Annotated in this window: 14 protein-coding genes and 1 pseudogene; 8 read left to right on the plus strand and 7 right to left on the minus strand. The window is 66.9% G+C overall.

What is annotated here, in order from left to right; genetic code table 11:
- Positions 1 to 43: 43 nt before the first annotated feature.
- Positions 44 to 532: a hypothetical protein gene (locus AC56KZ_RS04075; protein WP_497160840.1), complete on the plus strand. Its 489-nt coding sequence runs from the start codon at positions 44 to 46 to the stop codon at positions 530 to 532.
- Between the two features lie 339 nt (positions 533 to 871).
- Positions 872 to 1402 carry a hypothetical protein gene (locus tag AC56KZ_RS04080; protein ID WP_497160841.1) on the plus strand — a complete coding sequence of 177 codons (531 nt, stop codon included), beginning with the start codon at positions 872 to 874 and terminating at the stop codon, positions 1400 to 1402.
- Positions 1403 to 1503: 101 nt separating this feature from the next.
- Here AC56KZ_RS04080 and AC56KZ_RS04085 read toward each other — a convergent pair whose 3' ends face one another.
- The 3 genes from AC56KZ_RS04085 to AC56KZ_RS04095 all read right to left on the minus strand — a co-directional run bounded on the left by AC56KZ_RS04085 (position 1504) and on the right by AC56KZ_RS04095 (position 6482).
- Entirely contained in the window at positions 1504 to 4752 is a 3249-nt protein-coding gene (locus tag AC56KZ_RS04085) for an efflux RND transporter permease subunit (protein ID WP_497160842.1), read from the minus strand.
- Between the two features lie 3 nt (positions 4753 to 4755).
- Entirely contained in the window at positions 4756 to 5904 is a 1149-nt protein-coding gene (locus tag AC56KZ_RS04090; protein ID WP_497160843.1) for an efflux RND transporter periplasmic adaptor subunit, read from the minus strand.
- A gap of 158 nt (positions 5905 to 6062) precedes the next feature.
- Entirely contained in the window at positions 6063 to 6482 is a 420-nt protein-coding gene (locus AC56KZ_RS04095) for a divergent PAP2 family protein (RefSeq protein ID WP_497160844.1), read from the minus strand.
- Positions 6483 to 6643: 161 nt separating this feature from the next.
- Here AC56KZ_RS04095 and AC56KZ_RS04100 point away from each other — a divergent pair.
- Positions 6644 to 7666 (plus strand): annotated as a pseudogene (locus AC56KZ_RS04100) (DUF475 domain-containing protein); the annotation flags it as partial.
- A gap of 125 nt (positions 7667 to 7791) precedes the next feature.
- A complete protein-coding gene (locus AC56KZ_RS04105) occupies positions 7792 to 8211 on the plus strand; it encodes a DUF8785 domain-containing protein (RefSeq protein WP_497160845.1) in 420 nt (139 codons plus the stop codon).
- Positions 8212 to 8327: 116 nt separating this feature from the next.
- Here the strand turns inward: AC56KZ_RS04105 and AC56KZ_RS04110 are convergent, their stop codons facing one another.
- On the minus strand, positions 8328 to 10661 hold the full coding sequence (locus tag AC56KZ_RS04110; RefSeq protein ID WP_497160846.1) for a coiled-coil domain-containing protein: 2334 nt from the start codon (positions 10659 to 10661) through the stop codon (positions 8328 to 8330).
- A 125-nt stretch (positions 10662 to 10786) separates the two neighbouring features.
- Entirely contained in the window at positions 10787 to 11797 is a 1011-nt protein-coding gene (locus tag AC56KZ_RS04115) for a serine/threonine protein kinase (protein WP_497160847.1), read from the minus strand.
- A 111-nt stretch (positions 11798 to 11908) separates the two neighbouring features.
- Between AC56KZ_RS04115 and AC56KZ_RS04120 the strand changes: the two genes are divergently transcribed.
- Entirely contained in the window at positions 11909 to 12613 is a 705-nt protein-coding gene (locus AC56KZ_RS04120) for a UPF0149 family protein (protein ID WP_497160848.1), read from the plus strand.
- Between the two features lie 15 nt (positions 12614 to 12628).
- Positions 12629 to 15118: a hybrid sensor histidine kinase/response regulator gene (locus tag AC56KZ_RS04125; RefSeq protein ID WP_497160849.1), complete on the plus strand. Its 2490-nt coding sequence runs from the start codon at positions 12629 to 12631 to the stop codon at positions 15116 to 15118.
- Between the two features lie 3 nt (positions 15119 to 15121).
- Here AC56KZ_RS04125 and AC56KZ_RS04130 read toward each other — a convergent pair whose 3' ends face one another.
- Positions 15122 to 16246 carry an HPP family protein gene (locus AC56KZ_RS04130; RefSeq protein ID WP_497160850.1) on the minus strand — a complete coding sequence of 375 codons (1125 nt, stop codon included), beginning with the start codon at positions 16244 to 16246 and terminating at the stop codon, positions 15122 to 15124.
- Positions 16247 to 16437: 191 nt separating this feature from the next.
- On the opposite strand from AC56KZ_RS04130, the gene AC56KZ_RS04135 reads away from it, so the two are divergent.
- Positions 16438 to 17472: an alpha/beta hydrolase gene (locus AC56KZ_RS04135; RefSeq protein WP_497160851.1), complete on the plus strand. Its 1035-nt coding sequence runs from the start codon at positions 16438 to 16440 to the stop codon at positions 17470 to 17472.
- 127 nt (positions 17473 to 17599) lie between these two features.
- On the plus strand, positions 17600 to 18565 hold the full coding sequence (locus AC56KZ_RS04140) for an MBL fold metallo-hydrolase (RefSeq protein ID WP_497160852.1): 966 nt from the start codon (positions 17600 to 17602) through the stop codon (positions 18563 to 18565).
- On the opposite strand, the gene AC56KZ_RS04145 is transcribed toward AC56KZ_RS04140, so the two are convergent.
- Positions 18562 to 21048 carry a hybrid sensor histidine kinase/response regulator gene (locus tag AC56KZ_RS04145; RefSeq protein WP_497160853.1) on the minus strand — a complete coding sequence of 829 codons (2487 nt, stop codon included), beginning with the start codon at positions 21046 to 21048 and terminating at the stop codon, positions 18562 to 18564. The two genes, AC56KZ_RS04140 and AC56KZ_RS04145, sit on opposite strands and share 4 nt — an antisense overlap.
- Between the last annotated feature and the right edge of the window lie 49 nt (positions 21049 to 21097).

Genomic DNA, 21097 nt, shown 5'->3' on the forward strand with positions numbered 1-21097 from the left:
TGGAGGCTACGGCACAAGATAGACGTGAACGAGGAGTTTAACAATGAACGCAATGACCAAAGCACCAAAAATCCTGCTGACCGCCGCCCTCCTGGCAACCATGCTGGGCGCATGCAAGAAGAACGACACCACCGGCACCGGCGCCGCCGGCGACACCTCGGCAACGTCGCCGAGCTCGACGTCGGGCACCAGCGGCACCACCGGCACCACGGGTGATACCGGCACCGGCGCAACCGGCACCGGCACCACCGGCACCGGCGCAATGGGCACCACCGGCGACACCACCGGCACCGGCGCTACCGGCACCGGCACCACGGGCACCGGTACGGGCGCCACCGGCACGACGGGCGATACCAGCGGCACCGGCACCACCGGTACCACGGGTACGGGCGCTACCGGCACCACGGGCACCGGCGCCAGCGGCATGTCGGGTACTACCGGCACCACCGGCGCGGGCGGCACCACCGGCAGCACCGATTCGTCGGGCACCGGCACTGGCACCACCGGCACCACCACGGGCACCGGCCGCTAATCGGTCTTTGTCGCTCAAAGGCGGAGCCCCAGAACGCGGGCTCCGCGTTTGCGCTGGCCGGCATGCTTTCGTGCCGGTACAGTTTTTTTGGCTGACATCGGCCATTCGTATTCCATCCCTCCCCCTCGAGTCGTTTCCGTTTTCCGATCCCGCTCCCGATTCCGATCCCGCATTGCGCGTGCATGCGCGGCCTGTGGCTGTGCCGGCTGGCCTTGTCGCTTCCACTCCGTCAAACAGCGCACAGTAAGGTGCGTGAAGTCCGTGACACAATCATGAGCACCCCTACCCTGCCTGTCGCACCGATGCGGCAGCGGCAAGCCATCGAACAAGGAATCCACCATGCATAACCTAAAAACATTATCGAGCATCGTACTGACCGCCGCCATCCTCGCCGCCACGCTCGGCGCCTGCACCAAGAAGGATTCCGGGGTCGGCGGCGATGGCGACGCCGCTTCCGTGGAACAGCGCACCCCGGGCTCGGGTAGCGGTGCGGCTGCCGGCACCAGCGGCGGCACCGCCAATTCCGGCAACGCGGGCCTCGGCGGGACCGAGTACAACACGAACATCACGCCGCGCACCGTCGGCGAGGGCGAAAGCACCAAGGACACCAGCCTCGGTGCTGCCGGCGGCGCCAGCGGCGTCGACATGGTCGCGCCCGACCAGGCCGGCCCCGGCGCACAAGGCAGCACCGGCAATTCGGGCATGGGCGCCACCGGCACCGGCAGCGCACCACAGGCCGGCGCCACCGTCGTCGCGCCGCCAAGCGCGGAGACCGGCGCCGCGCGCGGCGTCGGTACCAAGACGACGGGCCATACCGGCGACACCACCGGCACCGGTCCGGTCTCGACCAAAAAAGACGCCGGCCGCTAAGGCTTGGCAGTTCGGCGGGCAGCCGCAGGCGGCAAGCCTGAACGTAAAAAGAGCCGGCTTTCAAGCCGGCTCTTTCATTGATGCCAGTCCTTCCCTTCGGGTCAGACGCCTTCGGCCACCTTCGGCGCCGGCGCCGGCGCTTTCGCCAGCGGCACCGGTTTGGCCTGGGAGCGGCCGGTCGCATAATGGTAGCCCCGCACCACCACGCGATACAGCAGGCGCACGAAGACCAGGGTCAGGATCGCCTCGATGAAGGTCATCAGGAAGGCGACGATGGCCGGATAACGCTCGGCGCGGCGCTGGAATTTCACGCCCATGCGTTCACGCGCGAACTCGATGCTGTCGTAGAAGGTCGGCACCACCAGCAGCGTCAGGAAAGTCGAGGTGATCGTGCCGCCGATGATCGCCACCGCCAGCGGCTGGTAGAACTTGCCGTCCGGACCGAGAGCCAGGGCCACCGGCAGCATGCCGGCGATCAGGGCGAAGGTCGTCATCAGGATCGGACGCAGGCGCATTTTGCCTGCCTTCATCAGCGCATCTTCGCGGCCGTAGCCTTCACGTTCCAGTGCGCGAGCGGCGTCGAGCAGCAGGATCGCGTTCTTCGCCACCAGGCCCATCAGCATGATGATACCGATCATGCTCATCAGGTTGAGGGTGCCCTTGGTCAGGAGCAGCGCCAGCACCACGCCGATCAGCGACAGCGGCAGCGACATCATCACGCCCAGCGGCGCGGTGAAGGAGCCGAACTGCATCACCAGGATCAGGTACATCAGGCCGATGCCGCCCAGCAGTGCGGTGATCATCGCACCGAACAGGTCGGCCTGGTCCTTGCCCGAGCCTCCCAGGGCCAGGCCATAGCCCGGCGGGAAGTCGAAGGTCTTGGCCAGGGCCATCGCGTCCTGGGTGACTTCGCCATTCGAACGGCCCTGGGCATTGGCCGAGACGGTAATCACGCGCTTGCCATCCTTGTGCACGATTTCCGACGGACCTTTGCCCATGCTGATGCGGGCGATCTGCTCGAGCGGCACCATGGTGTTGGTGCCGGCGATCAGGATCGGCAGGCGCTCGATGTTTTCGATGTTGACCCGGTCTTCCGGATGCAGGCGCACCGCGACGTCGCGCGTTTCGCCGGTCGGATCGACCCAGTCGCCCACTTCGATACCGGCAAAGGCCACGCGCAGCGCGGTGGCGGCGTCGCTGACGGAGACGCCCATCGAATTGGCCAGGCCGCGGTCGAGCTCGATCTGCAGCTCGTTTTTCGGATCCTGCTGCGACAACGTGACGTCGACCGCACCCGGCACCTGGCGCAGTTTCTCCATGTAGGCCGAAGTCAGTTCCATCAGCTTGCGCGAATCGGCGCCGGTGAATTCGATCTGCACCGGTTTGCCGTTGCCGTTGAGGTCGTCGAGCACGGTGTACTCGGCGCCAACCAGGCCGGCTACCTTGGCGCGCAGCTCGGTGGCGATATCGGCGGCGCTCTTGGTACGGGTGTTGCGCTTGCCGATTTCGACATAGATCTGGCCGCCGTTCGGGCGGGCCACGATGTCGGTGGCGCGCACTTCCTTCATCGACAGCGCCAGGCCTTCAGCCTGCTGCATCTTGAGCTTGGCGTATTGCAGGCTCGACGAGGCCGGGGTACGCACCTCGATCATGATCTTGTTGCCGTCACCCTTGGGCAGGAAGCTCGAGCCGCCGAAGAAATACTGCAAGGCGATCGCGCCGGCGAAGCTGGCGACCGCAATCGCGCCCATCCAGCGGCGGTGGTGCAGTGCCCAGGCAATCACGTTGCCGTAGCGCGCAGCCTGGCGGTCGAACCAGTCGTTAAAGCGTTGCAGCACCCTCGAGATACCGGTCTTCGGCGCATGGTGGTGGCCAGGAGGGTCGCCCCAGTAGGCCGACAGCATCGGGTCGAGCGTGAACGAAATGAACAGCGACACCAGCACCGAGCAGGTCACGGTCAGCGCGAAGGGACCGAACCATTCGCCCGATACGCCCGGCATGAAGGCCACCGGAATGAAGACGGCCATGATCGAGAAGGTGGTGGCGGCAACGGCCATGCCGATTTCCGAGGTACCGACCAGGGCCGCGGTGCGGCGGTCGGCGCCCATTTCCATGTGGCGCACGATGTTTTCGCGCACCACGATGGCGTCGTCGATCAGCACGCCGATCGCCAGCGACAGTCCGAGCAGGGTCATGAAGTTGAGCGTGAAGCCGCACAGCCAGACCGCGATGAAGGCGGCCAGCACCGAGGTCGGCAGCGACAGCGCGGTGATCAGGGTCGAACGCCACGAGTTCAGGAAGGCGTACACCACGAACACGGTCAGCACCGCGCCGAAGATCAGCGATTCGATCACGTTGTTCAGGCTGCTTTGCGCTTCTTCGCCGCCGTCGCGGGTGACGGTGATTTCGGTGCCCTTCGGCAGTTCCTTGTTGATGGCGGCGACTTCTTCGCGCACCCGCTTGGCGATCGACACGGTCGACGCCTCGCGCGAGCGCACGACCTGGATGCCGACGTTAGGGTTGCCGCTGTGGATCGAGGCGCTGTCGATGTCGGCGAAACCGTCCCGGATCTCGGCCACCTGGTTCAGGCGCACGATGGTATCGCCGCTGCGCTTGACGACGATCTGCGAAAAGTCTTCCGGGCGTTCGATGCGGCCGATCAGGCGAATGCCCTTTTCGTCCATCTCGCCGCGTACCTTGCCCACCGGCGCATTGGTGTTCTGGGTGCGCAGCGCGGCAGCCACTTCATTGACCGACACATTGTATTCACGCAGCTTTTCAGCGCGCAGCAGCACCGACAACTCGCGCCGCAGGGCGCCGTTGACGCTCACCGTGGCGACGCCGTCGATGGCGCGGAAGCGGTCGGCCAGCTCGTCTTCGGCCAGGCGCGACAGTTCGGAGTGGGTCTGTGCCGTCGAGGACAGGGCCATGCCCATGATCGGGCGTGCCGACGGGTCGATGCGGCGCAGGATCGGCTCGCGCATCTCGATCGGCAGCTTGTAGCGCACCGCCGAGATGGCGTTGCGCACGTCGTCCGACGCTTCGATCAGGTTGCGGTCGAAGTCGAACTCCATCACCAGGGTGGCGCTGCCTTCGTTGGCGTAGGCGGTGACCTCGGTCACGCCCTGCACGCTTTGCATCTGCTTTTCCAGGCGGTCGATGATCTCGCGCTCGCTGGTCTCGGGCGAGGCGCCCGGGTAGGGGATACTCACGACGATCACCGGAATGTCGACGTCGGGTTCCTGGTTGACGCGCAGCTTCGACAGGGCCAGCAGGCCCATGCACATCATGGCCACGATCAGAACGATCGTGGCGACCGGTTTCTTGACAGCGAAATTGGACAGAAACATGATTTAGTTCCCTTTGGCCGGCGCCGTGGCCGCAGCCACGCGCGGCGCCGCATTGGTGCGGGCGCCCGTCAATTCGACTTTCTGGCCGTCCTTCAGGTTCGAGCTCGGGTTGCGCAGTACCGTGTCGCCGGCAGCCAGGCCTGCCTTGATCTCCATGTTGCCGGTACGCGCGTCGCGCATGCCGACCTGCAGGTCCACTTTCGACAGCTGGGCGCCTTTGACGCGCCAGGTGTAGTTCTTGTCGCCGGCCTTGACGATGGCGCTTTCCGGCAGCATCAGGGCGTTCGACGACTCCGCGTCGATCCGGCCTTCGGCATACAGGCCGGCCACTTTCGGCTGATCGCCGGTCAGGCCGACCAGCACTTCGACCTGGCGCGTGATCGCGTTGGCCGACGGGTCGATGCGCTTGACGACGCCGGTGAACTGCTGGTTGCCGTAGCCGTTGATGTGGAACTTGACCGGCTGGCCGATTTTCACCGTGGCGATTTTATCGGTCGAAACGCGGCCCTCGAAGCGCATGCTGGTCGGGTCGATCACCTTGACCAGTTCCTTGCCCGGGGTGGCGGTGTCGCCGGCCGAGACCTTACGGTCGCTGACGATGCCGTCGAAAGGCGCGCGCACTTGCGTGCGGGAAATTTGCTGGCGCGCGGTCGCTGCGCGCGAACGGGCGGCCGACAGCTCGCTCTGGGCGCTGTTGCGGCGCACTTCGGCTTCGTCCTGGGCCGCGGCCGAGGTCATGCCGGAAGCGCGCAGGGTCTTCAGGCGCTCGAGCTGGCGGTTTGCCTGGTCGAGCGCCTGGGAGGCGGCGCGCACGCCGGCCTCGGCCGACATCAGGCTGTCGCGGATGGCCGCTTCGTCGAGCTTGACCAGCAGGTCGCCGCGCTTGACCGTCTCGCCATTTTCCTTCAATACCTGGAGTACCACGCTCGAGACTTCGGCGCGCAGGTCGGCGCGGCGTTCCGGCTGGATCGAGCCGGTCACGACCGGGCCGGAAGCGACCGAATCGCTCTGCACCGTCAGCAGGTCCTGCGGCGCCACCAGCAGCTGGCTGGGTTTGTTGTCCTTGGCCGCGGCCTTGGGATCTTTGCCATCCTTGCCGCAGGCGGCCAGGGCGGACGCGATGGCGAGGACAAGTAGAGTGTTGCGCAGCATGAGTTGGATCTCCCGATTGGACACTGAATATTTTTATGAAATTGGAATAGACATCTTCAGCGCGCAGTATCCGGGAGGCGGCCCCACCCGTCAATTGACGATCCCGCCCACTGTGGTTTTGTATGGATGAACTGCATTCTGGCGCGATGGACTGCAAATTACGCGCTGAAGATGCGATGGATGAGGAAGCCCATGCCGATGCCGGTGGCGATGCCGCCGCAGATCTCGACCAGGGTATGACCCATGCGCTCGCGCAGGACCGTGTGGCCGGCGGTCTCGACGGCCAGGCGGTTGATGGCGGCGGCCTGGCGTCCCACGTGCTGGCGCAGGCTGTTGGCGTCGATCATGACGATGCAGGCCAGCGTCATGGCCACGCCGAATGCCGGATGACCGATTCCTTCGCGCAGCCCGATCAGCGTCACCATCGCAATCACAACCGAACTATGGTTGCTCGGAAAGCCTCCGTTGCCGACCAGGTTGAAAGCCCAGCGCCGCTGGCGCGCACTATTGATCAGGAATTTGATGGGACCGACGACCATCCAGGTCAGCACCGGCGTGATGAGGTAAGCGAAGTCCATGTTGTCCTATTGAGTATGTGTGCGGGAATGCGTGTGTACGTGCCGCGCGGAATTATCGCAGAAGCAAGAGGCGGCGGCGACCTGCGCTGCGCCGCACTCCCCCGCCGGCAGGTAAGATTCTTCCAGACTGTGGCATTTCAACCAATATGGGAGGAATTGGCATGCGGCACTTCAGGATATCGATCGCCGTGACCGTCGTGCTGATGATCCTGGCCGGGTGGTGGGGCTACGAACGTGGCGGCATGGCCGGCCTGGCGAGCGCGCTGTGGATCACGGCGGTGCTGGGTGTGCTCGAAGTCTCGCTCTCCTTTGACAACGCCGTCGTCAACGCCTCGGTATTGAAGCACTGGAACGAATTCTGGCGCAAGCTGTTCCTGACCGTCGGCATCCTGGTGGCGGTGTTCGGCATGCGACTGCTGTTTCCGCTGGTGATCGTCTCGGTCGCCACCGGGCTCGGCATGGTCGATGTCTGGAACATGGCGATCGAGACCCCGGACGAATACTCGCGCCATCTGACCGAGCACCATGCCGAAGTGTCGGCCTTCGGCGGCGCCTTCCTGATGCTGGTCTTCCTGAATTTCCTGTTCGACAACCAGAAGGAACTTCACTGGCTCGGCTGGATCGAGGAAAAGCTCGGCAGGTACGGCTCCGAAGGCCTGGCCACCCTGCTCACGCTGCTGGCCGTGTTTTTCGCGATGAGCCTGATGGAGGAAAAGCGCAAGCTGGCCGTGCTGATCGCTGGTGTGGTAGGGGTGCTGATCTATATCGGCGTGAAATGGATCAGCGGCCTGCTCGAAGAAGAGGAAAGCGACCCGACCATCGGCAAGATGATTTCCCAGGGCAGCATCGGCGGCTTTCTTTATCTTGAAGTGCTGGACGCCTCGTTCAGCTTCGACGGCGTGATCGGCGCCTTCGCCATCACCAACGACGTCGTCATCATCATGCTGGGCCTGGCGATCGGCGCGATGTTCGTTCGGTCGATGACGGTCTTCCTGGTCTACAAGGGCACGCTGCAGGAATTCATCTACCTCGAGCATGGCGCCCACTATGCGATCGGGATCCTGGCGCTGATCATGTTCGCCAATGTCCATTACCACATTCCCGAATGGTTTACCGGCCTGTCGGGGCTGGCTTTCATCGCCGTGTCGCTGTGGTCGTCGATCCGCCACCGCAAGCGCACCGAACTGGAAGACGCGCACGACCAGGCCGAAGTCGTGCGATCAGCGTCTATGACGAGCGCGCGCTGCCATTTTGACAATCCGGGCGCGCGTGGCAGAATGGCGTTCTACTTCATCAGACCAGAAAAACCATGCCGAAAGCCCTGCCCCAACGCTCCATCGCCATCCTGCTGTCCGTTCTCGTCGCCTTCGTCGTCGTGTTCGGGCTGTACACCTGGTTCACGCTCACCTGGTCGTATTCCGAAGGCACGCGCGCCGGCTATCTGCAGAAGTTCTCGAAAAAGGGATGGCTGTGCAAGACCTGGGAAGGCGAACTCCTGCTCTCGAGCATGCCCGGCGCGATCCCGGAACGCTTCACCTTCACGGTGCGCGAAGACAGCCTGGTGAGCAAGCTCGAGTCGACCATGGGCCAGCGCGTCGAAGTCAACTACGAACAGCACCGCGGCGTGCCGACCAGCTGCTTTGGCGAAACCGAGTATTTCGTCACCGGCGTGAACACCGGACCGAAGAATCCGGTGTCGCCGAGCGAGGCGCCGGCGGCAGCGCGCTAGGCGCAAATCGTCAGGGCGTGTAAAACGGCCGTCAGGGCAAGGCGCATTGGTGAAGACAGTACGCTAGTACGGCGAGCCGATGCAACACAGCCATGGCGGTTGTTTTACACGCTTTACTAACTGCCCGAGCGGCGCTGATTATTAATGACTTCCGCCAGGCGAGCTGCGGCCTGCTTGCCGGAGGGTAGCTGTTTCAGGCGGTCCAGCACGTCGCGCGTGATGTTTTCGGACGCGGCGCGCTGGCGCGCTTCGGCCTGGCGGTCGTTGATCGCGTCCTCGGTCGCCGACAGCTCGGCGGCCTGCTCTTCCAGCCGTTTCGTTTCCAGCGCCAGCAGCTCGCGCCGGGCGTCGGCCATCTGCAGGGTGGTGGCGGCCGTCTTGCGCTGCATGTCGGCGTGGGCCTGGGCGTGTTCCAGCAGCGCGCGCTGGGCGTCGCGCTTTTCCAGCGCGCTGCGGGCGGCGGCCGCTTCCAGCAGTTCGCGCTCACCCGCCAGGCGCGCCGCTTCTTCCTCGGCCTCCATGCGCACGCGCGCAGCCAGCAGCGCTTCCTGTTCGGAAGCCAGGCGCGCCGAGGTCGCCTCGGCGGCGCGCGTTTCCGCGTCCAGGCGCTCGCGCTGGGCGGCCAGCTCGTGTTCGGCCAGCGCCACCGCGTCGCGCGCAGCCAGCACGGCCCGCCCTTGCGTCTCGGCAAGCGCGGTGGTGGCCTGCAAGGCTGCTTCCTCGCCGGCTGCGCGCTCGGCCTGCAACTGGGCAAGCTCGGCCGCAGCGCGGGCACGCGCCCCGGCAGCCGCCGCGGCGGCTTCCTCGCTCGCCGCTTCCTGGAATACCTTGGCCGCTTCCTCGCGCTGGGCCGCGAGTGCGGCCGACCTGGCTTCGGCGCTACGGCGTTCGGCTTCCGCCTGCTCGCGCAGCAGCGAGGCCGCGTGCAGCTCGGCCTTGGCACGCTCCTGCGCGGCGGCGGCCAGCTCGGCTTCGAGGACCAGTTTTTCCTGCAGCCGCGCCAGGGCCGCTTCCTCGCTCGCCAGGCGCTCGCGCTCGGCCTCGGCCAGTTGCGCCGCCTGCTGCTGGCGGCGTTCGGCCAGCGCCGCCGCCTCGCGCGCCAGCGCGGCTTCCTGGGCTTCGAGTGCGATCGCGGCGGCCTGCGCCGCGTTGGCGGCGGCGCGCGCTTCGGCTGTGGCCTGGGCCTGGGCGGCGCGCGCCTCGGCCAGTTCGCGTTCGCGTTCCTCCTGCTGCGCGGCAAAGGCGGCCGCTTCGGCGGCGGCGCGGTCGGCCGCGGCGCGCTGCTGCGCGTGCGCGACGGCGCTCGATTCGGCCTGCAAGCGCGCTTCGACTTGCTGGCCCGCTTCGTGCTCGGCGTCGGCGCGCAGCTCGGCCGCTTCGCGCAGCTTGCGGTCGGCGTCGATGCGCGCTTCGGTGGCGACGACGATGCGCGCCTCGGCCTGCAAGCGCGCTTCGGCGCTGGCGGCGGCCATCTGCTCGACCCGCTCGCGGTGGATCGCCGCGTCGCGCAATTCCTTTTCCAGCTGCAGGCGCGTGCGCAGGGTGTCGGCCGCGACCCGCTGCGAGTCGGCCTGGGCCTGGGCGATCGAGGCGCGTTCATTTTCGACATGGGCCAGGGCGCGCGCTTCTTCGAGGGCGCGCGCTTCGGCGCCGGCCCTGGCAAAGGCCGAGGTCAGCGCGACCTGGTCGGCGCGCTCGCGCGCCAGCGCCAGCTCGAGGGCTTCGGATTCGGTTTCGGCCAGTTTTTCCGCGGTCTGGGCGGCCGCCTTTTCGGCGCGCTCGCGCTCGCGCGCCAGTACCGAGACTCTAGCGTCGGCGGCGGCGCTGTGCAGCACGGCTTCACGCGCGGCCTGCACCGCGGCGACCCGTTCGGCGGCCTGGCGCCGCGCGTCTTCGGCTTGCACCAGCAATTCTTCGGCGGCGCGCGCGGCCTCGATCGCCATCGCGGCTTCCGCTTCGATCTGTTCGTTGGCGCGGCGGCGCGCGTCTTCGGCGGCGCGCGAACGCGCTTCGGTCGCCAGGCGGCTTTCGGTATCGGCCTGCACCCGCGCGCGCAGCTCTGCCGTTTCCTGGCGCATCGCTTCCAGCCGCTCGCCGGCGGCCTGGGCCGCGGCGCGCAGGGTTTCCAGGCGGTCGCGGTTCGCTTCGATGGCTTCTTCGGAGGCCTGGGCATTGGCCAGCGCGGCCGCGGCGGCGGCGGCGTCCATCGCCATGCGTTCGACGGACAGCGAGCGCGCCCGCGCTTCGGCATGCGCCCGGGTTTCCGCCGCCACGTTCGCCTTCGCTTCGTCCTCGACGCGCGCGATGGCTTCCTTGATCGCCACTTTCTCGACCGCTCCGCCGTTTACGACGGGAGCCGCAGCGCTGGTAGCAGGCAGGGGCCGGCCAGGGGCCGATGGCAGGTCGATGGTGATGTCGGTGTCGTCGTGCGGGACTGGCAGGTTTTCCATGGCGTTTCTCGATGGGGCTGGCGCAATGGGGCTACTGCGCGCAATCCATTATCGACCAAACCCGACAATCGCGTCACGCGAAGCAAGGCGGTGAAAGTGGCGCAATTCCACGCTTCAGCGCCTTGTCAAAGCGACCAGAGCGGCGGCTCGTCCATCAAGGCGACCTGTTCGCGCAGTTCCAGGATCCGGTCCTGCCAGTAGCGCTGGGTATTAAACCACGGGAAGGCGGCGGGAAAAGCCGGGTCGTCCCAGCGCATCGCCAGCCAGCCCGCATAATGGATCAGGCGCAGGGTGCGCAGGGCTTCGACCAGATAGAGCTGGCGCGGATCGAAGTCGCAGAAATCCTCGTAGCCGGCCAGCACGTCGGCCATCTGGCGCACCATGTCCTGGCGCTCGCCCGACAGTAGCATCCACAGGTCCTGCACGGCCGGCCCCATGCGGCTGTCGTCGAAGTCGACGAAATGGGGGCCGTCCGGGGTCCAGAGCACGTTGCCGCCATGGCAATCGCCGTGCAGGCGCAGGAGCGGCAGCGCCCCGGCACGTTCGTAACAGCGGGCCACGCCAGCCAGGGCCTGTTCGACCACGCTGGCATAGGTCGCGCGCAATTCGGGCGGCACGAAATTGTGGCGCATGACGAAGTCGAAAGGATCGTGCCCGAAGGTCTGCAGGTTCAGCGCCGGGCGCAAGCGATAGGCTTCGATGGCGCCGACGGCGTGGATGCGGCCGATGAAGCGGCCAGTCCACTCGAGCACTTTCGGGTCGTCCAGTTCCGGCGCGCGTCCGCCGCGGCGCGTGAAGATGGAAAAGCGGAAACCTTCGAATTCGTGCAGGGTGCGCCCGTTGAACACCTCGGCCGGCACCACCGGGATTTCGCGTTCGGCCAGTTCGGCGACGAAGGCGTGCTCCTCGAGGATGGCATTGTCCGGCCAGCGCGCCGGCCGGTAGAACTTGACGACCACCGGCTCGCCCTCTTCGCGCCCAACCTGGTAGACCCGGTTTTCGTAGCTGTTGAGCGCCAGCAGGCGGCCGTCGCACTGCAGGCCGACACTCTCGATGGCGTCCAGCACCCGGTCCGGGCCCAGGCTGGAAAACGGATGCGCCGCGTTATCGGCGGATGAACTAGACTCGGTATGCATGATCGTCATTGTACGGCGGCACGCCGCCGGTGCGTTTTATTTGCTGCGCGCGCGCTCATGGAGCGTTAAACTGCATCCCTTACCGAAATAACAGCCTTTCACAAAGCACCCATGCAACTCGAACAGCCCCTGACCGAAAAAGAATTCGACGAACTCGACCAGTTCCTCCTCTCCGAGCGCAGCCCGGAAGACGCGATGACGATGGACACCCTGCACGGCTACCTGACGGCGATCGCCATCGGCCCGCAGACCATCATGCCGGCCGAATGGCTGCCGCGCGTCTGGGGCGACGGCCAGGATGAGGGCAAACCCGCCGTCCCGAAATGGAAGAATGCGAAGGAAGAGGAGCGCATCCTCAACCTCATCATGCGCTTCATGAACGAAGTGCTGATCACCTTCGAAGTCGCGCCCAAGGAGTTCGAGCCGCTGTACTGCGAGCACGAGCACAATGGCCAGACCCTGATCGACGGCGAAGCCTGGTGCTGGGGCTTCTGGGAAGGCATGGAGCTGCGCCCGGGTTCCTGGGAGGCGATCTGGGAATCCGAGGTTGCCGAACTGATGCGCCCGCTCTACCTGCTCGGCGCCGACGAGATCGAGGAAGCGGAACTGCCGCTGGTCGAAGACCCGGTCAAGGCGCATGGCCTGGCGCTCGAGATCGAAGCCAACCTGCCCGCGATCTACCGCTTCTGGCTGCCGCTGCGCAAGGCGGCGGTGGAAACCGTGCGCCACGACACGCCCAAAACCGGCCGCAACGACGATTGCCCTTGCGGCAGCGGCAAGAAGTTCAAGAAGTGCTGCGGAGCCGACGCGGCATAAAGACCGGCAGCCACCTTGACGACCATCCCGCCCTCCCCCGGCGCCGAGCAGGCGCGCCTTGCCGTGCTCGACGCCTATGGCATTCTCGACACGCCTCCGGAACGCGCTTTTGACGACCTGACGCGCCTTGCCAGCCAGCTGCTCGGCGCGCCGATCGCCGCCGTCAACCTGCTGGCCGAAGGCCGCCAGTGGTTCAAGTCGGAGATCGGGCTGGGCACGCGCGAAATGCCGCTGGACGACTCGATCTGCAAGTTCGCCCTGCTGCAGGAAGGGCAGATGGTCGTGCCCGATACGCGGCTGGACCCGCGTTTCGCCAACAATCCGCTGGTGACGGGCGCGCCCGGCCTGCGTTTCTACGCCGGCGAACTCTTGAAGAGCGCCGACGGCACTCCGCTCGGCACCCTGTGCGTGCTCGACCTCGAAGCGCGGCCGCAGGGCCTTTCAAGCCAGCAGCAGTTCGTGCTCGAGACTCTGGCGCGCCAGGTGATGAGCCTGATCGAGCTGCGCAAGGCTTTCAAGGACCAGGAAGACCTGCTGCTGCAACAGAAAGCGGTCGAAGAAGAACTGCGGCTCGAGCGCGACCAGAGCCAGCGCCTGCTGGAAGGGATGGAAGAAGGCTTCGTTTTTCTGGATGCCGAATTTCGCCTGCGCCAGATTAACGCAGGGGCCATGCGTATCGAGCAGCGCGGGCGCCAGGACATGCTGGGCCTGACCCACTGGGAAATCTGGCCCGGCTCGGAAGCGCTGCCATTGGCGGGCCACTACAAGCACGCGATGGCGCAGCGGGTGGCAGTCAATTTTGAGCAGGAATATATCTTCCCCGACGGCCGCGGCTACTGGCTCGACATCCGCGCCTATCCCGCCAATGACGGCCTGGCCGTGTTTTACCGCGACATCACCGAACGCAAGAACGCCGAGCAGGCCCTGCAGCGCAGCCAGGCCGAGGCGCTGGCGACCGCGCGCCAGGCCGAGGATGAGCGGCGCCGCCTCGACGCGCTGCTCGAAACGGTGCCGGTCGGGATCATCGTCTCCGACGCCAGGGGCGCGCTCGTCCATGTCAACGCCGAGAACCGCAAGATCTGGGGCGGCCACCCGATGTCGCACGACGTCGCCGAATACCGCGAGTGGAAGGGCTGGTGGGCGGACGGTTCGGAACAGCACGGCCAGCGCCTGCGCGAGGACGAATGGGCGATGACGCGGGCCTTGAAAGGCGAGGCTGCGCCGCGCCAGATCATCGAGGTCGAGTCCTTCGACATGCCGCCGCGGCGGCGCATCGTGCTGAACCAGGGCGCGCCGATCCGCGACGCCTCCGGCGCCATTGTCGGCGCCGTGGTCGCCCAGATGGACGTCACCGACCGCATCAGGGCCGAGGAAGCCCTGCGCCAGGCCGACCAGAAGAAAGACGAATTCCTGGCCATGCTGGCGCACGAACTGCGCAATCCGCTGGCGCCAATCACCTCGGCCGCCGCGATCCTGTCCGGCCACGCGGTCGATCCGGCCACCGTGCACCGCACCAGCGCCATCATCGCGCGCCAGGCCAGGCACATGACCGGCCTGATCGACGACCTGCTCGACGTGTCGCGCGTGACGCGCGGGCGGGTCGACCTGGTCACTTCAGAGCTCGACGCGAAGGACGTGATCGCCGACGCCATCGAACAGGTGCGCCCGCTGGTCGAAAAGCACGGCCACCGGCTCACGCTCGACCTGGCGCCGGCGCATGCGACCGTGCTGGGCGACCGCAAGCGCCTGGTGCAGGTGATGACCAACCTGCTGTCGAATGCCGCGAAATACACGCCCAACGGCGGCAACATCGGCGTGTCCCTGGAAACGGCGGACGAGCAGCTGGTCATCACGGTACGTGACGACGGCATCGGCATGACGCCCGAACTGATCGCGGACGCCTTCGAGCTTTTCTCCCAAGGCAAGCGCGGCCTGGACCGCAGCCAGGGCGGCCTCGGCATCGGCCTGGCCCTCGTGAAAAGCCTGCTGCTGCTGCACGGCGGCACGATCAAGGTCAGCAGCGACGGGCCGGATACCGGCACCACCTTCCAGGTGCGCCTGCCGCGCTCGAGCGGCGTTCCGGCGCAGGCCGGCCAGGAGGCCGGCGCGCCGCGGACAGAAAGCTTGCGGCCGCTACGCATCGGCATCGTCGACGACAACGAAGACGCCGCGGCGACGCTGGCGATGTTCCTCGAGGCCGTCGGGCACCAGGTAACGGTTGCCAACACGGGGCGCAGTGCGCTCGACGCCCTGCCCGGCTTCGCGCCCGACGTCTGCCTGCTCGACATCGGTTTGCCGGGGATGAACGGATTCGACCTGGCGCGCGCCCTGCGCGCCCTGCCGGCGACCAACGGCGCGGTGCTCATTGCGGTGACCGGCTATGCCCAGGAACAGGACCGCCAGCAGGCGCTGGCGGCCGGCTTCAACGATTTGTTTGCGAAGCCGGTCGATCTGACGGTGTTGAACGCGCTCCTGACGCGCATTGCGCAGCGGCGTTTGCGGTAGGGTTCATGCCGTTTCCAGTTTCCGCTCCAGCAGCGCCTCCAGCAAATCCGAACGGCTGACGATGCCGACCGCCGCCCCCTCCTGCCCCGTGATGACGACGTGGTGGTGGCGGTCGTCGCGCAGCAGCGGCAGCAGGTCGGACAGGGGCGCGCCGGCATCCATGGCGGCGACGCGCGGCTGCATCAGGGCGGCGACGCGCTGGCCGGCGCCGGGCACCAGCGCGCGCAGGCGGCCGGTCCAGCCGGCCTGGCGCAGCAGGTCTTCCCAGGACAGGCTACCTAGAATACGGCGCGCGCCGTCGAGCACCGGCAGCGACTGCAGGCGGTGGCGCAGCAGCAGCGTGCGCGCATGGTCGAGCGTGTCGCGCGGGTTCAGCGCCACGATGTGGGTGGACATCAGCTCGCCGCAGCGGCGCTCGCGCAAGATGCGCGCCAGCGCCAGCTGGCGCGCATTTTCGACGATGGCCAGCAGGTCGTCGCGGCTGACGTCGAGCACTTCGCCGTAGCGCTCCAATGCCGCTTCCAGGTCGTCCTCGGTGATGCCGAGGCGCGCCTGTGGCGCCGCGTCGCCGGTGGCATGCGGGTTCTTGTCGGCGGCGTGCTGGCCGTGCGGATAGCGGTGCCCGGTCAGGTTGTTGTAGAGCAGCGCGGCCGCCACGATCAGCACCGAATTGATGGCCACCGGCGCCAGGGCGAACAGGAAGCCGGCGTCGACCACGGCCTGGCCGCCGAGCACGGCCGTCAGGGCCACCGCCCCGCCCGGGGGATGCAGGCAGCGCAGCGCGAACATCGCCGCGATCGCCAGGCAGGCCGCGAGCGGCGCGGCCAGCAGCGGATCGGGCAGCAAACGCAAGCAGGCCACCCCGACCAGCGCCGACAGGGTATTGCCTCCTACCACCGCCCAGGGCTGGGACAGCGGGCTGGCAGGCAAACAGAACAGCAGCACGCTGGTTGCGCCGATCGGTGCGACCAGCCACGCCGCCGTGCCGGGCGCCAGCAGCGTGGTCAAGAGTGCGGCGGCGCCCAGGCCGAAGGCGGCGCCGAACGCCGAACGGACACGGTCGAGCCGGCCAGCGGCGAGTGGCTGCGGCAGGAAACCGTGCAGCCATCCGATGATTGTTGCGTACATGAAAATGCTTCAGGCAAAGACTGCGATTACACCACAAGTGGCCATCTGCGCGCTGTTATCAGGTTCGTCAAATCCATCAAATGCGCGTTCCCGCACCGATGAAACAGGCCGGGATCGGCGATCCTGACCCATCTGGCATCCACGGGCAGCGCGCCGCGCTGCGTGCAGCCAATGACAATACGAGGTAGAAAATGAAAAAAATGCTCCCGCTCACACTCCTGGCCGCCGGCGTTCTGCTGGCAACGGGCGCAATGGCCCAATCGGCCAAGCCGCCAAAAGCCGATCCGGACATGCAAAAAGTGCTGGACGCGATGGCCGCGTTGAAACCGAAGGCAATCGAGCTGCTGACCCCGGCAGAAGCGCGCAAGCAGCCGACCCCGGCTGATGCGGTAAAGAAGGTGCTGACGGACATGGGCAAGTCGGCGGCGCCGGAGGCAGGCGTCACGGTCAAGACGGTGACGATCGGCAGCGGCGACGCCAGCTTCCCGGTGCACGTGTACACGCCCGAGGGCAAGGGACCGTTCCCGATCATGGTGTATTACCACGGCGGCGGCTTCGTGATCGCGGACACCAAGGTCTACGACGCGTCGCCGCGCGCGCTGGCCAAGCTGGCCAATGCCATCATGGTGGCGGTCGACTATCGCCAGGCGCCCGAGCATCCCTTCCCGGCCGCGCCGAACGACGCCTTCATCGCCTACCAGTGGACGGTCGACCATGCGCGCGAGCTGAACGGCGACCCGACGCGTGTTGCAGTGGGCGGCGAAAGCGCCGGCGGCAACCTGGCCACCGTGGTGTCGCTGATGGCGCGCGACAAGAAAGTCGCACTGCCGGTGCACCAGCTGCTGGTCTATCCGGTCGTCGACAACGACATGAACCGGCCGTCGTACAAGCGCAATGCCAACGCCAAGCCGCTCAACAAGGCGATGATGGCCTGGTTCTTCAAGCACTACAAGGGCGACCCGAAGAATCCGTATGCGCTGCCGATGAAGGCGGCGACGCTGCGCGGCCTGCCGCCGGCTACGGTGATCACGGCCGAGATCGACCCGCTGCTATCGGAGGGCAAGGCTTACGCCGACCGCCTGGAGGCCGAAGGCGTTGCGGTCAGCTACCGGGAATACAAGGGCGTGACGCATGAGTTCTTCGGCATGGGAGCCGTCGTGCCGAAAGCGAAAGAGGCGCAGCAGTTTGCGGCCGATGCCTTGAAAAAGGCATTCGCGGCGAAATAAGCGGTCGGGCGTTCCGCTGCGTCTGCGCGGGGCGCCCATCGCCTTGGCCTCGGCAGGCCATCCCGGGTTGATGTACGATACTCGACAGCCTCATGAACATATCAACATCAATAACACTGGAGAATCCATGACCCCACGCTTGAGCACTGCTGCCCTGCGCACCCTGGCCGCCGCCTGCGCCGCCGCCTGCATCGCCGCCCCCTCGTTCGCGGCCGCGCCGATGGCGAAGACCCCTGCCCCCGGCTATGCCCGCATCATGCTGGGTGACTTCGAAGTCACCCCGGTTTCGGACGGCACGGTCGACCTGCCGGTCGACAAGTTGCTGACCCAGAAGGCCGACAAGACCACGGCCGCGCTGGCGAAAGCGCACCTGAAGGCGCCGCTGGAAACCTCGGACAATGCCTTCCTGATCAACACCGGCAGCAAACTGGTCCTGGTCGACACCGGCGCCGGCGTGCTGTTCGGGCCGACCCTGGGCAAACTCCTGGTCAACATGAAGGCGGCCGGCTACACGTCCGAGCAGGTCGACGAGATCTACCTGACGCACATGCACAGCGACCACCTGGGCGGCCTGGTGGCGCAGTCGAAAATGGCTTTCCCGAACGCGCTGGTGCGCGCAGCCAAGCGCGAAGCCGACCACTGGCTGAGCCAGGCCAATATGGACAAGGCGCCGGCAAGCGGCAAGGACACGTTCAAGAACGCGATGGCGGCGCTCGACCCTTACGTCAAGGCCGGCAAGTTCAAGACCTTCGAGGGCGACGTCGAAGTCACTCCTGGCATCCGCTCCCAGGGCGGGCACGGCCACACACCGGGCCACACCACCTTTGTCGTGGAAAGCGGCGGCAAGAAGATGGTCCTCGTCGGCGACCTGATCCACGTGGCGGCAGTGCAGTTCGAGAACCCGGCGGTGACGATCGGCTTCGACGGCGACCAGAAAGCGGCAGCCGCGGCGCGCAAGAAGCTGTTCGACGCCGCCGCGAAAGACGGCGCCCTGATCGGCGGGGCGCACCTGCAATTCCCGGGACTGGGCTACCTGCGCAGCGAGGGCAAGGGCTACCGCTTCATTCCCGTCAATTACACGCAGATGCGTTAAAGCGCGAGAGCGTCGCGGTCCACGCGCACGCTCGCCAGCACCGCCGCCAGGCGCTCGAAGTCGACCGGCTTGACCAGGTGCTCGGAAAATCCCGCCGCGAGGGCCTCGCGGCGGTCCTGCTCCTGGCCATAGCCCGACACCGCGATCAGCACGCTGTGCGCTGTTTCCGGCAGCGCGCGCAGGCGCCGCGCCAGTTCGATGCCGTCCATGTCGGGCAGGCCGATGTCGAGCAGGAACACGTCCGGGCGCACCGCGGGCGCCTGCTCCAGCGCGCGCAATGGCGCGTGCTCGACCAGCACGGTATGCCCCGATACTTCCAGCAGCATCGCCAGCATCCCGGCGGCGTCGACATTGTCGTCGACCACCATGATGCTGAGGGCGCGCGCCACGGGCCGGTCCATCGGCAGTTCCCGCTGCGCGCTCGCCACCGGCACCGCCAGCGGCAGGCGCAGGGTGAAGGTACTGCCCTGCCCCAGGCCCGGACTTTCGCAGGTGACGCTGCCGCCGTGCAGCTCGACCAGGTTGCGCACCAGGGCCAGGCCCAGCCCGAGCCCGCCCTGCGAGCGGTCAGAGGAGCGCTTGGCCTGGGTGAACAGGTCAAAAGCGCGCTCGGTCAGTTCGGCGTCCATGCCGATGCCTTCATCGACCACGCGCAGCACCAGCATGCCGTGCTCCCGGTCGGCGTGGGCATGCACGTCGATCGCCCGGTCCTCGGGCGAATACCTGACGGCGTTGCCGAGCAGGTTGGAGAGCACCTGGACCAGGCGCGCGCGGTCGCCCTCGAGCATCAAGGGCGAAGCCGGCAGGTGCAGCGCCAGGCGCTGCCCGCGCGCCATCAGTTGCGGGCGCACCTGCTCGGCCGCTTCGTCGACGATGGTGCGCAGTTCGAGCGTGGTTTTATCGAGTTCGATCAGGCCGCGGGTGACGCGCGACACGTCCAGCAGGTCGTCCACCAGGCGCGTCATGTGGCGCACCTGGCGCCCGATGATCGCGCTGCTCTGGCGCACCCGCGTTTCGTTGAGCGAACCGATGTCGAGCAACTGGGCTGCCGCGCTGATCGGCGCCAGCGGATTGCGCAGCTCGTGGGCCAGCATCGCCAGGAACTCGTCCTTGCGCTGGTCGGCCTCTTTGAGTTTTTCTTCGGCCAGCTTGCGGTCGGTGATTTCGCGGAAAAACACGGCGACGCCGCCGTCCTGGGTCGGATAGGCGCGGATCTCGTTCCAGCCGCTGCGCCCGTCGATCTGCGGCAGCACGTACTCGACAGCGCCGGGCTGGCGTTCGTCCATGGCGCGGTAGAGCATGGCGCCGGCCTCGGTGCCCTTCACTTCCGGGAACAGCTCCCAGTGACCGCGCCCGACAACCTCGCCAGCGGTCTTGTTGCAGATGCGCAAGCCTTCCGCATTCATTTCGAGGATGGTCCAGTCCGGGCCGATGAGCGCAAAGCCCTCGGTCATGGTGTCGAAGATATAGCGGCTGCGGTCGCGTTCGGTGCGCAGGGCGGCCTGGGCACGCGCCGTTTCCAGCGCGGCCCAGGTGCGCTCGGCCGTTTCGCGCGTGAAGCGCACGTCGGCATCGGTCCAGTGGTAGGGCTCGGTGCGGTTCAGGCTGAGGAAGCCAACCAGCCGGCCCCTGCGCATCAGCGGCACGGTCAGCACGGCGCCGGCCGCTTCGGCGCGGAAGATGTCCCGGGCCTCGCTGCAGCGCGGATCGGTTTCGGTATCGTTCGCAACCAGCGTCTCGCCGCCGCGCGTGAGGGCGGCCAGCGTCGGGCCGAAGCCGTCGAGCGGATAGGTCGCGCGCGACAGCTCGTGCGCACCGCTGGCGTTCCACTGGTGGCGCACGGTGAAGGCATGGCAGGCGTCGTCCACCTCGGCATATGTGGCGCGCGAGAGGCCCAGTTCCTGGCCCAGCAGGGCGCCGGCCGTGGCCAGCACCTCGTCGGGCGAACCGAGCGGGCGCAGGGCATCCGACAGCCTCAGTTCCAGTGTTGTCCGGCGCTCGGCCAGCACCCGGGAACTTGTCTCCATGACCGTGCAATACATGCCAGCGACGCCGCCCCTGCGGTCATGCAGCGGCGAATACGAAAACGTGAAATAGCCTTGCTCGGGATAGCCCTGGCGCTCGACTGTCAAGGGCAGGTCTTCGAAAAAGGCGGATTTATCCGACAGCGCGCGGTCGATGATCGGCACCAGGTCGTCCCAGATCTCCCCCCACACCTGATAGAACGGCTGGCCGAAGCCGGCCGGATGCTTGTCCCCCATGATGACGGCATAGGCGTCGTTGTACAGGAAGCGCAGGTCCGGGCCCCAGGCGACGAACATCGGGAAGGACGAGTTCAGGGCCATGCCGAAAGCGGTCGCCAGTTCGGGCGGCCAGGCATCGGGATGTCCGAGCGGATGATCGCGCCAGTCGCGCGTGGCCAGCAGCGCACGCACGCCGCTGGCGGGGGCGGATGAGGATCCGCGTAAGAGAATTCCGGGCATCCGCAATTCTCGCACAGGAAAGCGGCATGGCCGCGCACGAGCTGAACAC

The sequence above is a fragment of the Telluria sp. LT2P34 genome (assembly GCF_059685915.1).